Origin of the sequence: Limnofasciculus baicalensis BBK-W-15, assembly GCF_024178385.1 — a bacterium.
Lineage (GTDB): Bacteria > Cyanobacteriota > Cyanobacteriia > Cyanobacteriales > Coleofasciculaceae > Limnofasciculus > Limnofasciculus baicalensis.
In genome coordinates, this window is record NZ_JAMZMM010000130.1 from 1 (window position 1) to 15326 (window position 15326).

The following is a 15326-nucleotide window of genomic DNA, read 5'->3' on the forward strand; positions in this document are numbered from 1 at the left end:
GGGAGTGGGGAATAGGGGAAAAGCAACAACAAACAACAAACAACAAACAACAAACAACGAAATGAATTCATTCTTTTGTTCGGAAATGTCTCGTCAAGCTGGAGAAGGATTGATTGGCAGTGCGACACCATGTCAGATATATGTTTTGATTGAGTGTCCTTTCCCTTGGACATCCAACGCATTTGAATCTAAATCGGTTCCTGAAAATCTTAGGAATTTAGTTAAGTTAGCCGATAGAAAAGCATCCCTTGTGCCGATTCGTTTTCTGTTAATTCATGGACAATCTAGAACGAAAGATGGCATCAAAGTCTTAATTTACCACCAGCAACCGGGCGATTTTTGCCAGGGATACCAAAGGAGGGAATGGCAGGTGGATTCTATTGAGGAAGTGGCTGGATTGGTAAAAAGCTACTTGGCAGGAGAAGTACCTCCGAGTGAAACTAGTACTTCACAAATTCGGGATATCTTAATCTGCGTTCATGGTAGCCACGATAAATGTTGCGCCAAGCATGGCATTCCATTTTACCGAGAAGCGATCGCAGCCATCGCACAATGGGATCTTCAGGAGGTGCGTCTTTGGCAAACCAGTCACTTTGGTGGACATCGCTTCGCGCCAACCTTAATCGATTTACCAGATGGTCGTTATTATGGCCGTTTGACGCAGACAGGGTTACATTCAATTTTGACACGAACAGGAAATCTACAATCTCTGGACCAATTTTATCGTGGTTGGAGCATTTTACCTACCTGTTTACAAGTCTTAGAAAAGGAATTAAGACTGAACTATGACTGGAAATGGTTTGGCTATAATATCGCCCATCGAATCATCGGTTGTAGTCTAGATAGGGATTGGATACAAGCAGAATTTTCGGTTCAACTGCCGAGTGGATTAATTCATCGTTACGAAGCAGAAATCGTCAAAGATATACAGAAAATACTTAGCTTGAAAGGTTCTTGTAATGCCTCTGAAACTTCAGAGTATTTTCAATATATAGTCAAGTCATTGTATCGGTGTTCTCCGAAAACTGTTCCTTTACATTCTTCAGTTTTCCACGCTACTGCTTGAAATAAATCTCCGTTTGTTCATAGATTAATCTCGTCACATCCATAAATTATGAATTGCTCTTGTTGTTCGGGAAAACTATTGCGACATATCAATCGAAATGGATTGTACTGGTATTGCCTAGATTGCAGACAAGCGATGCCAGCATTGCCAGAAATTCATCAATCATTCCATCAAGTAAAACCGCTATCGCCAGAAGGGATAAACGACAAATGACAAGATCCTGATAAAGCAACCAACCTGAGTTCGGTGTTATGAGTATGCGCTTCGCGAAGCGCATACTCCGTTGGCGTAGCCGCCCTGAAAGGGCTACTCCGAACTCAGGTAACCATAGTTTTAGCGGGTAATAGTGTCCTTTTCTAGGATATCTAAAAGATGGTAAAAACTGTAATGTTTGAGTGAAGAAATATCTAGGTTGGCAATGTCGGCAAATCTTTTCTGGGATTCGATTTTATGACTTTTCTGGACATTGCCCACCCCACGTTTAATTACCTTTGACTATCAACCCCCAAACTTTTCATAGCACTTCTGCAATGATTCGCTTTAACTTGGGGTATTTGCCCTCATTATATATTAATCATGGTCGTGTCTTTTCATTGAGTTATCTTCCTAGGAGAAAAAGCAACCATTTCAATAAGAATCTCTGTCTTGACAGAATTAGCGATGAAACAGTTATGATGTGCTGTCTCGTGCATTTCCTCAATCTGTTTATCGGTAGGTAAATTGTCTCCTGTAAAAATTACATGGGGACGGAGATTAACTTTAGTAATGGCAAGCTTACCCTCTTCATTTTTATCCAATAAACCAATAGCGCGATCGACGTAGCTATCAACGATAAACTTATGTTTTGCGGCAATAGATAGAAACCAAAGCATGTGACAACTTGAGAGAGAAGCAATGAATGCTTTTTCAGGGTCAATATAGGCAGGATTAGAATAGGGAAGAGGAACAATATGTGGCGAAGCAGAAGCGGCAATTTCGGCTCCTCCGTCAAATTTCCAACTATGTTCGCGGCTGTATTTGTTATCAGTGAACTTGGCTTGTTGCGCTGCCACTCAACGATGGCAATATGTTCAGTTTTGCTAGTTTCTTGGTACATAATTTTACTCGTACAATACGATCGCATCTGCTTCAGTCTGTTGGAGTATGTAGTTTCATCCGATCGCTGCCGATAATGTATCACAGTCTACCGAATTTAATTAAGAAATGTATTACAGTCATAAAAATATTCCAAAATGTAATCTAGCTTACCTCCACCATGCGTATTGAGCAGTTGCAAGCTTTTCTCGCTGTTGCCGAGACAGGGAACTTCGGACAAGCCGCCCGCAAATGTGGGGTGACTCAATCCACCATCAGCCGCCAAATACAGTCCCTGGAAGCTGACTTGGGTTTGCCACTGTTTCATCGCACGGCTCAAGCTAAGTTAACCTTGGGAGGAGAAAACCTACTACCTCGCGCTCGTAAAATCTGTCAAGAGTGGCGCAATGCTACTCAAGAGTTATCAGATTTAATCGCAGGGAAGCAACCGGAACTTTGCGTGGCAGCGATTCCGTCAGTTTTTTCTCACTATTTGCCACCCGTATTACAGAAATTTTGCCGCGACTATCCAGATGTACAGTTAAGGATAACTTCATTGGGGAGCGATCGCGCCCTGAAAGTTTTGCGCGATGGTTTGGTAGATATCGCCATCGTGATGAATAATCGCTTTTTAACTTCTAGTCCGGAAATGGTGGTAGATGTACTCTATAATGAGCCTATTGAACTGTTGATGGCGGCAAATCATCCCCTCACTCAATACGATCGCATCCCTTGGACTGAGCTAGTTAAATACCCGCAGGTTATGTTTAAAGATGGCTACGGAATGCAACGCCTGGTGCAAGAATGGTTTGCTAGACAAGGTGTTAATCCCCAAATAGTGATGGAATTAAATGCCCTGGAAGCTTTTCGTGGAGTAGTGCGTCATAGTGACTTGATTGCTCTATTGCCCCAATCAGCTCTCATGGAAGCCAAGATCGATCCTACCCTGGCAATCCGTGCGATCGCAAATCTCACCACAGCACTACCATCTGTTAACCATAGAGTCGGAAATATCTCCACATCAGATATTAGTCTCACTCGTCAGGTTGTACTAGTCACTACTCAGGATCGGCTCCAAATTCCCCCAATTAAGTATTTTTGTCAACTTGTGCGGCAGTTAGACAAGTCCAATATTAACCCTTCATCTTTGGTTTTGAGTGCATAATTGTTGTTGGTTATTTGCGATCTGTTGTTTGTGATTTCTCCAAAACTAATAAGCAAGAGCTAATAACTAATAACCGCTCGCTAATAACCAGTAACTAACAACCAATTAAATAGTTATTATGAGTAATGCGTTTAGAGAATTATTAAAAAAAGTGGGTAGTGGTACTCACACAGGAAAAGATTTAAGTCGCGAAGAAGCAGAAATAGCGACTCGGATGATGCTATTAGGAGAAGCAACTCCCGCCCAGATTGGTGCATTTTTGATCGCCCATCGAATTAAACGCCCGACAAGCGAAGAATTAGCAGGAATGCTAGATGCTTACGATCGGATTGGCCCCAAATTGGTAGGGAATGGGGAATGGGGAGTAGGGAGTGGGGAATGGAAAAGAGATAAACTAGCAGCAGAAATTCCCTCTTCCTCCTCTCCCTCCAAGGAAACTAAACCCGTAACAGTCTTGGGGACACCTTATGATGGACGGGATCGCACTGCGCCTGTGACTACTTTAACAGCACTAATTCTTGCTGCGGCGGGAGTATCAGTATTAATGCACGGGGGGGATCGAATCCCGACTAAATATGGTATTCCTTTGATGGAAATTTGGCAGGAATTGGGAGTTGATTTATCGAAATTAAGCCTAGCCAAAGTTCAGGAATTGCTGGAAAAAACTGGTTTGGGATTTATCTATTTACCTCAACATTTTCCAGAAGCCCAAGAGTTAGTTACCTACCGCGATCAAATTGGAAAACGTCCACCTATTGCTACAATGGAGTTAATTTGGTCTCCTTATGCAGGTGAAATTCATCAGGTAGCGGGTTATGTTCATCCACCGACAGAAGTTCGCTTTCGAGATGTATTTAAAATGCGAGGAGTGACTAATTTTACCCTGGTGAAAGGATTAGAGGGAAGCTGTGACTTACCTTGCGATCGCACGGCTATTATTGCTATCAGTAACCCTAATACTGGTGAAGGTTTTGAGCGTTTGCTTCTCCATCCTAGTGACTACGGCTTCGCCGGGAAAGAAGTCCCCTTTGAGTCAACTAGCCAACTCATCACCCAAATGGAGGAAATTTTAGCCGGGAAATCCTCCAATTTGCTGCAAGCTGCAATTTGGAATGGTGGGTTTTACTTGTGGCGTTGTGGTGTTTGTGAAGATTTGCAAACAGGTTTGGATAAGGCAGAAAACCTCTTCACTGACGGTTATGCTGAGAAAAAACTTACAGAAATTAAAAGTGCCATTGATTGATGGGGAATGGGGAGCGTCAGAGCGGATGCCGTATCGGGAGGTGGGGAGTTAGCTATTAGCCATTGATTTTAGTTAAAATTGGCGATTGAGAAGTCTTTCGAGAAAAAGCCATGAAAACCGTATCATTTTCTCCAGTATGTCACCAAATTAATTCAGATAAGTTAGTAGTAGGCGCTTTAGCGCTGAAGCGCTTACTACTAACCAGATTAACAGCTCAAAATAATGTTGGTGGAGTAGTAGTTTGTGGATTACTTGTTTCGGGGTGTTTCGCATTACCAGCCAACGCACAATTTCGCCCCAATTTTTTCCAAGAATTTAACCAACAATGTCAGCGAGCAACAACAGCTTCTGGTAGAGATTTGACTCAACGAAGTAACTATGAATCTCTTCGGGAGCAATCCTATGGATTACCAACTCAAAAACAAGCTAGTTTTTCCGGTTGCGATTTGAGAGCAGCAAATCTCAGAGGTGCGAATTTAAGTGGAGTTGATCTCAGTGGAGCTAATTTTAGCCCCGCTACATTAGTTGAGCGGGCAATTGTAACTGAAACCCCCTCTAATCTAACAGGAGCAAATTTTAGTCAGTCTAAACTGGATTATGCAAATTTAACTAAAGCCATTTTAACTAATGCCAATTTGCAGGGAACCCGTTTATATGATACCAATCTGAGCGGTGCCAATTTAGGAGGTGCTAATTTAGACGGTGCATTTGCACCTTATGCCATATTATATGGAGCAAAATTGAACGGGGCTAGCCTAAGTCAGAGTAATTTTACCTCGGCGAGAATGGCGGCAGCGGATCTGAGTAATGCCAATTTTTCTCAAGCTAAATTATTGTTTGCGGATTTAAGAAATGTGACTCTGGTTGGCGCTAATCTTACTAATGCTGATTTCACAGGAGCTAATCTTACTGATGCCAATTTGAGTGGTGCAATTGGTGCTAATTTAACGGGGGCTAATTTGTGTAGGGCTACGTTGCCTAATGGCACAATATCTGAGGCAGGTTGTGATTAGTTATTGGTTGTTAGCTAATTGTAGGGTGTGTTACCGCGAAGCGTAACGCACCATCTACTTCATCTCAGAAATAACGGTGCGTTACGCTGAAGCCATAACCCACCCTACGCACCCTACTGCTACTGCCTAACTCAATACCAAAAGAAGACATTTATGATAAAAATACACCTATTTTACTCCACACTTTCAGCAAAATTAACTTTTTTATACAGTTGACTCAAAGACAATTCTACATTAATTGAGGCAAGGATTAAATTATCATCTTCCGCTTCATACTCCGTCAAAATCCATTGATTTTCCGAAGTTTTAACATACTGCATCACATAATATCTCGTTTGGTCAATCATAATATACTCTTGAACTTCGGGAATTGAACGATAATAGAGAAATTTATCGCTGCGATCGTAATCTTTAGTAGATTTAGATAAAACTTCGGCAATTAACCTAGGATTTGTGACTGTTGTAGTATTTGTCCCGTAATAAACAGGCTGCCCTTCAATTACCATAACATCAGGATAGGTAAATTCTCGATAGCGCGGTATCCACAATTTCACATCCCCAATATAAACCTCATAGTTTAGATCGTTTAATGCCAGACTCAAACAAACATAAAAATTACCTGCAAGTTTATTATGATTAGTAGTGCCGCCAGTCATTGGGATAATTTCTCCATCACGATACTCGTTTTTGCTATCGGCTTTTTCCTCCAGTTGTAAATATTCTTCTGGAGTATAGTAAGCTTTAAGCGTTTTGATTTCAATAGTAGTAGTTTGTAGTTTCATAAGCTTGTTTAAGTTGATTCTGCTAAAAGTTACTGGAGATTCAGATAATAATACTCAATTTTCACTAAGGGCTGCCAATTTAATTGTACTGGATTTTGAATGGGATGTACTTCTGGACTTGAGGCACAATTAAATACCACATACAGCCAGTAATCATCCTGCAAACGCGCTGCTGTTTTATACTCATTTGTTGTCAACGCCACCTCACTTACGGGGAATGGTGAGTGGGGAGTGGGGAGTAGGGAGTAGGGAATGGGGAATGGGGAAATTAATTAGCCATGTATCAGTGCCAATAATGCCCTCAAAATCATAATTGCGATCGCACCCAAAAGAATTGCCAATAAAACTAATCCCCCCAAAATCCAAGCTAAAAACCACCAATCCGCCTTTTGAGACGATGGAGAAACCTTAAAATGTTCTTCCAACAGCGCGATATTTTTCGTATTAGCTTTCCACGCCGCGTCAACCACATCCCCCACTACGGGCACAGTACCCATCACCATATCCAAAACAATATTCACCGCCATCTGTACTAAAATCTTTCGCGATATACCCATTCTTGCTGCTTCCACCACAATATAAGCAGAAACAGCAGTACCTAAAAAATCGCCCACACCTGGAAATAAACCCAGAATCGGATCGAGTCCAAACCGTAAAGGCGTTCCCGGAATTGCGATCGCATTATCCAGCAAATCGCTTAACCGACGCAGGCGTTGTAAAGTAGAAAACTTCGATTCATTAATCATTTTTTTCAAAATATCCCCTAAATTACCATTACTAATAATAGCAAATTGCTTATCAACTATAGCTAAAAATACTTGCTCTAATCTATCTCCCCACTCCCCACTTCCCACTCCCTACTCCCCTCCTCACTCCCATCAATAACAGCGGTTTTTCTTCTCGCTTCTGCCATCGCCTCCCCCACTGTAAAATTAAGCTGATCTCCTAATAATAGAACCAAAGAACTCATATAGAGCCAAAGTTGCAAAACAATTACAGCCCCCAAAGCACCGTAAATTTTATGGTAACTGCCAAAAGTTGCCGCCACATAATATCTAAATATACCAGATACAATCGCCCAAGAAACAGCCGCCAAAACTGCTCCCGGCAATATCGGTGTTTCCGGAAACCTACGACTTGAGCCAAAGCGATAAATAACCGCAAAAACTATAGCCACAATCCCCAAAGCCAAAACCGAACTCAAGAGTCGTAAGAAAGTCAATAAAACCAATACAATACTTTTATCGTTGACCATTTTTACCAAAAAGTGACTGCTCACCAAGAGGGAAGAAGCGATAAATAACAAAAAAATACTCCCAAAAGTTAAACCCAAAGAAATCAACTTTGCCTTCCAAAATGGTCTAATTTCTTCCGGAGAAACTTGATTAATTTGATCCAGGGCATTCATTGCCGCACCCAGCGCTCCTGAAGAGACCCAAATTGCTACAATAAAACTTAGAGAAAATAAACCTTGGTTATGGCTAGATTTAATCCCTTCCGCAAAATTATGTATCAGTTGCATCGCCTCTTCTGGTGCTACATCTCTCAGATGAACAGTTGGGTTAGTCCAAGGAAAAAACTGTTTGAATAATTCAATTGCTGTCAAGATCACCAAAATTGCTGGAAATACAGCTAACATAGCATTATATGCCATCTGAGATGATAGTCCCATCAACCGACATTTCATCGCACGGGCAACCGTTTTTCTCACAGTTGCCAGGTTAAGATAGCGAAAAAACCTGAAAAAACGAACCAGACGAGGGAGTAGCATAGATTTTAATTGTGGCGGTAAGATATTTAATAACTATTGTTAGGACTTACGCAAAGCCTCCATCCGTAGGGTGCGTTATGCTTTGCTAACGCACCACAATCCCCGATCGTTATATGTGATGTATCTGTATAAGTCCTGTATTATGCTAAGTTTGCCAGTAATTAACCTGACAGGGGTTGGGGTATAGAGAATAGAGGATAGAGACTAGTAATTTTTATTTTCTCTCTACTCCCTCGAGTCTAGTCCCTTTTCAGTCACTAATTTGAGTGGCACAAAACATTCTGGAGCGAAAAAACAAGTTAAGGAGTATTTATCAATGTCTAATGATGTCAAGCAATGGTTAGCCGAAATCAAAGAGTTAAAGCAACAACTTGCTGATACAATTCGGGATCGCGATGCCGTGACTGAAAGTGCAGCCAACTGGCGGGAACTCTATAACACAGAAGCACAGCAACGCCGCACCGAAGCGAAGCTGGCGCAACAACAAATCGAAACCCTCAAAGGGCAAATCCAAATACTCCAACAGGAGAGTGTGCAACTCAAATCCGAAAACCCCAACGCCGCTTCCGCTATCGCAGAGGAAGTAGGAAAGCTGCAACAAGTTGACCAATTGCAGGCAAAACTACAAGAAGTTATGATAGAACGCGATCGCCTTCTAGATGCGTTAAAAGTTGAGCAAGGAAATCACGCCCAAACTCGCAAAAGCTTAACGGCTGTGATTGGGGATACAATCGATCAATTAACTAAGGAAAGAGTAGCACGTTCCCCAAGTGAGGATTCCCAAGAAATAAAAAATTCTTAGCACAAACCTGAGTTCGATGTTAGGAGTAGCCCTTTCAGGGCGGCTACGCCAACGGTGTTAGGAGTAACCCTTTCAGGGCGGCTACACCAACGGTGTTAGGAGTTAAAATTTAAGAGCATTAGTTGAATCATACCACTAACGTAATAATCAGCTTTTCAACTTCTCCAGGGGAGTGCCCACCCTACATTAAACGCTTTATTGACATTGGTGCAAGATCTCAGTATCACACTTGTGGTTCAATTCCAGCAGCGCGTAACTGACTTCGCAATTGCTCTAACTGACTTTGTGCTAATTCAGCTCTTTGTCTTTCTTGTTCAGCCCGTTGTCTTTCTTGTTCAGCCCGTTGTCTTTCTTGTTCAGCTCTTTGTCTTTCTTGTTCAGCCCGTTGTCTTTCTTGTTCAGCTCTTTCTGCTCCCGTTAACAATAAATTACCTTGACTATCCCACCAACGGAGCCAAGGTAATTCTACATTTTGATAGCGACCTTGCCAAATTCCTAATTCCACTTCTAATGGCGCAATTGAATAATTACCTCGCTCGTTTGCTGGTACTAATTGATATCGATCCTCTATTAAGTGATATAATTCTATCCGAGCCAATCTGACTTCATAAATTCCGTAAAAGGCTGGGCGAATGACATTTTCATAAATCCAGAACTTTCCAGGTTTTCTTTCTTCTGGAATTGTCCTCAATAAAGGTGTTCTATCTCGTTCTTCTGAGCCATCTCCTGAGACAAATTCTAATACAATTAATGGTGATATGAGTTCTTGCCACAAAACATAAGAACGACGCATTCTACCATCTATAGCTGGTGGTACATTGGGGACATAAAACCAATCTGGAGCTTCTGCACCTCTTTCTGGTGGGTCAGTTAATCGCCAATATATACCAGAATCTTGACCGATACAATAGTTACCTTCGGGATGCCTTCTTTGGAGTATCGGATTAATAGAATCTGTTAAAAGAATGCTTTGAGGATGTTCTTGTAAATTTTTCACAAAAGTACCATCCGACTCTGGTAATTGAGTATGATCGGGTAAGGTTGTAATTGTTTGGGCTACTTCAATAGTAGAAGTCATAAGCTGTTGTTAAAGTTATTTAACTTCTATTCGACTAATCTCTAAAACCCCATCACCTCAGCTACCGCTTCTAGTTTTGGCTCAATTCCCTGGATTAATTGATTATTGCAATGTTTAATCGCCGTATCTGGATCTTTTAAACCATTACCCGTTAAGACACAAACCACGGTTGCTCCCGCTGGCACTCGATCTTTTACTTTCAACAAACCAGCCACTGAAGCGGCACTAGCAGGTTCGCAGAAAATACCTTCTTGAGACGCTAATAACCGATAGGCTGACAAAATTTCCTCATCGGTGACGCTATTAAATTCACCTTTACTCTCTTGTTGCGCAGCAACAGCCTGTTCCCAACTCGCTGGATTACCAATTCTAATTGCTGTTGCGATAGTTTCTGGATGCTGGAAAACTTTACCTGTGACTAGAGGAGATGCGCCCGCTGCTTGGAATCCCATCATCCGAGGAGTGCGATCGCATTTTCCCTGTTCTTTATATTGACAAAAACCCTTCCAATATGCTGTGATATTTCCGGCATTACCAACTGGAATACAAAGCCAATCAGGGGCCTCACCTAAATTATCTACAATTTCAAATGCTGCTGTCTTCTGTCCCTCGATGCGATAGGGATTTACAGAGTTAACCAGAGTTACCGGATAGTTTTGGGCCAATTCTCGCACAATATCTAATGCTTGGTCAAAATTTCCATTAATTGCCAGTACTTCCCCCCCATATACTAACGCTTGAGCTAATTTGCCCAGCGCCACATATCCATCCGGCACAATTACAAACGCCCGCATTCCACCGCGACGGGCATAAGCTGCTGCTGCTGCGGAGGTATTACCCGTACTAGCACAGATTACCGCTTTTGCGCCTGCTTCCTTCGCCTTAGAAATTGCCATAGTCATCCCTCGGTCTTTAAAGCTACCTGTGGGATTAAGACCGTCATATTTTACCCATACTCGCACCCCTTTGCCAATCTCATTTGCGATCGCAGGTGCGGGTATCAGTGGTGTATTCCCCTCTAGTAGGGTAACCACGGGGGTAGATTCCGTGACAGGCAAATATTGTCGGTAAGCCTGGATCAAACCAGACCAAGCTAAGGGATGAGAATTAGTTTTCTCAACGGCAGGATCATCGGTAGCAGACAGACTTGAAGCCACAATTCGGTTATTGGTTGTTGGTTATTGGTTGTTGGTTATTGGTTGTTGATTGTTGGTTGTTGGCATGAGGTTTATCGCTAATTGTTTTTTCTTCTTAGCTAAACAACTACTCATTGTCACAGGCAAGATGCCTGTTCTACAACTAACAACCAACAACTAACAACAACCAACAATTAGTTTACCGCGATGGGTTCGATATTACAGACTTCTGAGGTTTCTCGAAGTTAGGTTTCTCGAAGTTAGGTTTCTCGAAGTTAGGCTTTTCCACCCGGCGCTTAATTTTGGGTCGGTCTGAGCTGTAATCAAAATCTCCCATCAAAGGTGGTTGAGTGTGATCGTAGACCATTTGCAAGGAAGCGGCTGCGATCGCGAGGGGATCGTATTCTTCGCTCAAATCGCGCACTACAGGGAGGAATGATGCCATCCGTTCACCTGCTAATGCTTCCCGTAACTTCTCTTGTAGTTTTTCTAAGCGCCGTGCTTCAATTTGGGAACGACTAGGAATCCGGGTTACATCTAACCGTTGCCGGACTTTCCGTTCAATCACTTGGAGTTTGCGGCGATCGAATGGATGGATAATAGAGATTGCCATGCCGGAATTGCCAGCGCGACCAGTACGACCAATCCGGTGAATGTAGCTTTCTGCTTGATCTGGCAGGTCATAATTAATGACGTGAGTCAAGTGGTCTACATCTAGGCCTCGTGCAGCGATATCGGTTGCTACTACCCAACGTACCTGATTTTGGCGGAATCGGTGTAACAAGCGCTCCCGTTGAGACTGACTGAGATCCCCATGGTACTCATCTACACTGTGACCTGCTGCTTGCAATTGGCTGGTCAATTCAGCGGCAGATTTCCGTGTCCTCACAAAAATTAATGCTGATTCTGGATCTTCTAGTTCCATAATCGGCAATAGGGCTTTTGACTTTGAGCAGCCGCTCGGTACCATGTATACCCGCTGTTCAATTTTAGAAGGGGTAGCTTGTTGCTGTTCAACGGTGACTGTTACCGGGGATAACATGAACTGATTCACCAATTCCCGGATTGGGCGGGGCATGGTAGCGGAGAAACAGGTTGTCTGACGTTCAGTGGGAGCTTTTTTGAGGATTTTTTTGACATCATCAATGAAGCCCATGCTTAACATTTCATCTGCTTCATCTAGCACTACCCAGCGGACACCGTTGAGCTTGAGGTCACCTCGGTCGAGTAAATCGATGATTCGTCCTGGTGTTCCCACCACAATCTGGACTCCTCGTTCCAGACTGCGAATTTGCCGATCGATAGACTGACCGCCATATACTGTGAGGATACCATATCGGCGGTTACCGCCGAAGTCACGCATGGCATCTGCCACTTGCTGTGCTAATTCCCGCGTCGGGGTTAAAATCAAGGCTTGGACGACTCGGCTGTTGGTATCGATTTGCTCTAATATTGGCAGGGAAAATGCCGCTGTCTTCCCGGTTCCAGTTTGAGACTGCCCTACCACATCACGCCCAGCGAGTAGTTCAGGAATCGCTTGTGCTTGAATGTTGGTGGGTGCTGTGAATCCTAATTTTTCTAGTTGCTCGATACGCTCTTCAGACAGGCCCAGGCTTTGAAAGGAAAGGGTCATAGGTGTTATGTTTCGTTATTTGGTGATTGGGTTTTCGGTTTGGGGTTCAGTTGTGGAATTCTGTGGGTATTGGGTTTCCATCACTCAATTAAGATTAATGAAATCCAGATTACCTACTTCTTGAATGGACTAGACTTTCCCGACAACTGCTCGTGGATTTGGGACTACAGAACCATACAGGTCATAGAAGTCGGCATCAGTAATTTCCACGCTGTGGATTCTTCCTAGGGAGGCTTCCCCTGTGACGTAGACTAATCCATCTACTTCTGGGGCAAATCGGGCCGATCGACCAATAAAGTTACCTGTTGAGGGATCTTCTTGTTCGATCAGCACATCGACCACCTTGCCCACTTCACCTTGATTTTTTTTCAAAGATATGGGCTGCTGAACTGCCATGAGAGCGTTTTTACGAGCCTCCTTCACGTCTTGAGGCAGTTGATTGGGCAAGTTGTAGGCTGCTGTTCCCTCTTCTGGGGAAAAGGTAAATGCGCCAACGTGGTCAAACTGATGATGCCGGACAAATTGCAGCAAATGTTCAAATTGCTGCTCCGTCTCGCCGGGAAACCCGACGATCAAGGTTGTTCTCAGTACTCCATCCGGGAATGCGGTTTTTAGCCGCTCGATTATCCCGTCATTTACTCGTCCTTGCCAAGGTCGATTCATGGCGCGTAATACTTCCGGATGGGAGTGCTGTAGTGGCAAATCCAGGTAGGGCAGAATGTTTGGAGTTTCCTGGATTGCGGCAATAACTGCTGGGGTTAACCCGGTGGGGTAGGCGTAATGTATCCGAATCCAGGGTACATCTACTTTCCCTAACGCCCGTAAAAGTTCCGCTAGTTTAGGTTTGCCGTAGAGATCTAAACCGTAGTTGGTAGTAATTTGGGAAATTAATATGATCTCTTTAACGCCTTCAGCGGCTAGCTGTTGGGCTTCAGCAACTATAGATTCTATCGTCCGCGATCGCTGAGATCCCCTCAGATGCGGAATAATGCAGAAGGCACAGCTATAATCACATCCTTCGGCTACTCGTAGGTAAGCTACTCCCTCTGAGGTTGTCCGATAACGAGGTGTTGTTTCGTCTGCAATGTAGGTCGGTTCGGCTGAAACTTCTTTGACTCGCTCCCCCGCCTCGACTCGTTCAATTACTTGAACGATTTTCTGGTAATCTCCTGTTCCCACTACTGCCACTGCTTCTGGTAACTCCTCCAAGAGTTGCTCTTGGAAGTGTTGTGCCATGCAGCCGGTAATGACAATCTTTTTATCAGCTTCCGCTAATTCTACCAGAGTCCGCACCGATTCTGCTCGTGCGGCTTCTATGAAACTACATGTGTTTACAATAACATAATCTGCTAGTTCTTCATTAGAATCTACTTGGTAGCCTGCTTGTACTAGCAGACCTAGCATGTGTTCTGAATCGATGCGGTTTTTTTCGCAGCCTAGATGCGAAATTGCAATGGTTGGCGTTTTGCCCATGCGGTTATGAGTTGTACGATCCGGTTTTAAGATGGGTATTTTGCTCCTCAGAGAGTAGTGGAGCGTCTCTCTCGATCCGACTCCATAGGATTGCCTCTTTTGGGTTCACCCACCTAAAATGCGGCAAGGGGGCGGACGCTATAGCCGATTATATAAAATTTTGTTAATATATGCAACACTCTGGGTTGATTATATGGCAGTTTTCCGTCGGATGAGGTAAAACATTTTTGGTCTGAAGGCAGATAGCAGAGGGTAGAAGCCAGAGGGCAGAAGCTCGATCGAGGCATTTTGAAGAGACTTGCAGCGAGCTGGCGCTGCTGGATATGCCTAAATTATGTGACAGCAGCCAACCCCTGTTTAGTAAAGTTTTGGAGAACGGTTTTCAGGTAGATACGTGAACTTAGAGCAAATTTTCCATACACCGAATCCAATTATTGGCGTTGTCCATCTGTTACCGCTCCCCACATCTCCCCGCTGGGGAGGGAGCTTGAAAGCCGTCCTCGATCGCGCCGAGCAAGAGGCTACAGCCCTAGCATCTGGGGGAGTTGACGGGATCATCGTTGAGAACTTTTTTGATGCCCCTTTTACTAAGCATCATGTGGACCCAGCGGTGGTGAGTGCCATGACACTCATTGTAGAGCGGTTGATGAATATGATTGCCCTCCCCCTCGGGATCAATGTCTTGCGCAATGACGCAAAAAGTGCTATTGCGATCGCAACTTGTGTCCGCGCCCAGTTTATTCGGGTAAATGTCCTTACTGGCATTATGGCAACAGATCAAGGGTTGATTGAAGGGGAAGCCCATCAGCTACTACGCTATCGACGAGAATTAGGTAGTGATGTCAAAATTTTAGCTGATGTCCTGGTTAAACATGCCCAACCATTGGGTTCTCCCAATCTCACCACGGCGGTGCAAGAAACCATTGAAAGGGGTTTGGCTGATGGCATTATTCTTTCTGGTTGTGCCACAGGTAGTCCTCCCAGTCTAGAAGATTTAGAATTAGCATCAGCAGCAGCTAAGAATACTCCGGTATTTATTGGTAGTGGTGCAAATTGGGAGAATATTTCTACCCTAATGGCAGCCGCAGAT

14 protein-coding genes and 1 pseudogene are annotated in these 15326 nt (G+C 43.6%); 6 read left to right on the forward strand and 9 right to left on the reverse strand.

Annotation, left to right across the window (positions count from 1 at the left end; genetic code table 11):
• The coding region (locus tag NJ959_RS14215) for a ferredoxin family protein (protein WP_254012408.1) at nucleotides 1-1066 on the forward strand (1066 nt) is incomplete at its 5' end.
• A 590-nt stretch (nucleotides 1067-1656) separates the two neighbouring features.
• On the opposite strand, the pseudogene NJ959_RS30440 reads toward NJ959_RS14215, so the two are convergent.
• Nucleotides 1657-2162, reverse strand: a pseudogene (locus NJ959_RS30440) (OsmC family protein).
• Between the two features lie 159 nt (nucleotides 2163-2321).
• Here NJ959_RS30440 and NJ959_RS14225 point away from each other — a divergent pair.
• From NJ959_RS14225 to NJ959_RS14235, 3 genes are all read left to right on the forward strand, one after another.
• Nucleotides 2322-3305, forward strand: a complete 984-nt coding sequence (locus NJ959_RS14225; RefSeq protein ID WP_254012410.1) for a LysR family transcriptional regulator — start codon at nucleotides 2322-2324, stop codon at nucleotides 3303-3305.
• A 118-nt stretch (nucleotides 3306-3423) separates the two neighbouring features.
• Entirely contained in the window at nucleotides 3424-4548 is a 1125-nt protein-coding gene (locus NJ959_RS14230) for an anthranilate phosphoribosyltransferase family protein (protein WP_254012411.1), read from the forward strand.
• Nucleotides 4549-4658: 110 nt separating this feature from the next.
• Complete coding sequence (locus tag NJ959_RS14235; RefSeq protein WP_254012412.1) at nucleotides 4659-5561, forward strand: pentapeptide repeat-containing protein; 903 nt, start codon at nucleotides 4659-4661, stop codon at nucleotides 5559-5561.
• Nucleotides 5562-5734: 173 nt separating this feature from the next.
• Here the strand turns inward: NJ959_RS14235 and NJ959_RS14240 are convergent, their stop codons facing one another.
• From NJ959_RS14240 to NJ959_RS14255, 4 genes are all read right to left on the reverse strand, one after another.
• Nucleotides 5735-6343: a Uma2 family endonuclease gene (locus tag NJ959_RS14240; RefSeq protein ID WP_254012413.1), complete on the reverse strand. Its 609-nt coding sequence runs from the start codon at nucleotides 6341-6343 to the stop codon at nucleotides 5735-5737.
• A 29-nt stretch (nucleotides 6344-6372) separates the two neighbouring features.
• Entirely contained in the window at nucleotides 6373-6546 is a 174-nt protein-coding gene (locus NJ959_RS14245; protein ID WP_254012414.1) for a protein NO VEIN domain-containing protein, read from the reverse strand.
• Nucleotides 6547-6615: 69 nt separating this feature from the next.
• A complete protein-coding gene (locus NJ959_RS14250) occupies nucleotides 6616-7197 on the reverse strand; it encodes a DUF4112 domain-containing protein (protein WP_309242629.1) in 582 nt (193 codons plus the stop codon).
• A complete protein-coding gene (locus NJ959_RS14255; RefSeq protein ID WP_254012415.1) occupies nucleotides 7167-8114 on the reverse strand; it encodes a YihY/virulence factor BrkB family protein in 948 nt (315 codons plus the stop codon). The genes NJ959_RS14250 and NJ959_RS14255 overlap by 31 nt, the downstream gene beginning before the upstream one ends.
• Before the next feature lie 316 nt (nucleotides 8115-8430).
• On the opposite strand from NJ959_RS14255, the gene NJ959_RS14260 reads away from it, so the two are divergent.
• A complete protein-coding gene (locus NJ959_RS14260) occupies nucleotides 8431-8916 on the forward strand; it encodes a hypothetical protein (RefSeq protein WP_254012416.1) in 486 nt (161 codons plus the stop codon).
• A gap of 223 nt (nucleotides 8917-9139) precedes the next feature.
• Here NJ959_RS14260 and NJ959_RS14265 read toward each other — a convergent pair whose 3' ends face one another.
• The 4 genes from NJ959_RS14265 to rimO form a co-directional block, all read right to left on the reverse strand.
• Nucleotides 9140-9994, reverse strand: a complete 855-nt coding sequence (locus tag NJ959_RS14265) for a Uma2 family endonuclease (RefSeq protein WP_254012417.1) — start codon at nucleotides 9992-9994, stop codon at nucleotides 9140-9142.
• 41 nt (nucleotides 9995-10035) lie between these two features.
• A complete protein-coding gene (thrC, locus tag NJ959_RS14270; RefSeq protein ID WP_373693659.1) occupies nucleotides 10036-11151 on the reverse strand; it encodes a threonine synthase in 1116 nt (371 codons plus the stop codon).
• 178 nt (nucleotides 11152-11329) lie between these two features.
• Nucleotides 11330-12763, reverse strand: coding sequence for a DEAD/DEAH box helicase (locus NJ959_RS14275; RefSeq protein ID WP_254012418.1), 1434 nt, complete (start codon nucleotides 12761-12763; stop codon nucleotides 11330-11332).
• 129 nt (nucleotides 12764-12892) lie between these two features.
• Complete coding sequence (gene rimO / locus NJ959_RS14280) at nucleotides 12893-14236, reverse strand: 30S ribosomal protein S12 methylthiotransferase RimO (protein WP_254012419.1); 1344 nt, start codon at nucleotides 14234-14236, stop codon at nucleotides 12893-12895.
• Nucleotides 14237-14630: 394 nt separating this feature from the next.
• Here rimO and btpA point away from each other — a divergent pair.
• A partial coding sequence (btpA, locus tag NJ959_RS14285; protein WP_254012420.1) for a photosystem I biogenesis protein BtpA occupies nucleotides 14631-15326 on the forward strand: 696 nt, incomplete at its 3' end.

Coding starts and splice junctions, on each gene's coding strand:
- NJ959_RS14230 (WP_254012411.1), top strand. CDS start 3,424: ATGAGTAATGCGTTTAGAGAATTATTAAAAAAAGTGGGTAGTGGTACT.
- NJ959_RS14275 (WP_254012418.1), bottom strand. CDS start 12,763: ATGACCCTTTCCTTTCAAAGCCTGGGCCTGTCTGAAGAGCGTATCGAG.
- rimO (WP_254012419.1), bottom strand. CDS start 14,236: ATGGGCAAAACGCCAACCATTGCAATTTCGCATCTAGGCTGCGAAAAA.
- NJ959_RS14265 (WP_254012417.1), bottom strand. CDS start 9,994: ATGACTTCTACTATTGAAGTAGCCCAAACAATTACAACCTTACCCGAT.
- NJ959_RS14240 (WP_254012413.1), bottom strand. CDS start 6,343: ATGAAACTACAAACTACTACTATTGAAATCAAAACGCTTAAAGCTTAC.
- NJ959_RS14235 (WP_254012412.1), top strand. CDS start 4,659: ATGAAAACCGTATCATTTTCTCCAGTATGTCACCAAATTAATTCAGAT.
- NJ959_RS14225 (WP_254012410.1), top strand. CDS start 2,322: ATGCGTATTGAGCAGTTGCAAGCTTTTCTCGCTGTTGCCGAGACAGGG.
- NJ959_RS14260 (WP_254012416.1), top strand. CDS start 8,431: ATGTCTAATGATGTCAAGCAATGGTTAGCCGAAATCAAAGAGTTAAAG.
- NJ959_RS14255 (WP_254012415.1), bottom strand. CDS start 8,114: ATGCTACTCCCTCGTCTGGTTCGTTTTTTCAGGTTTTTTCGCTATCTT.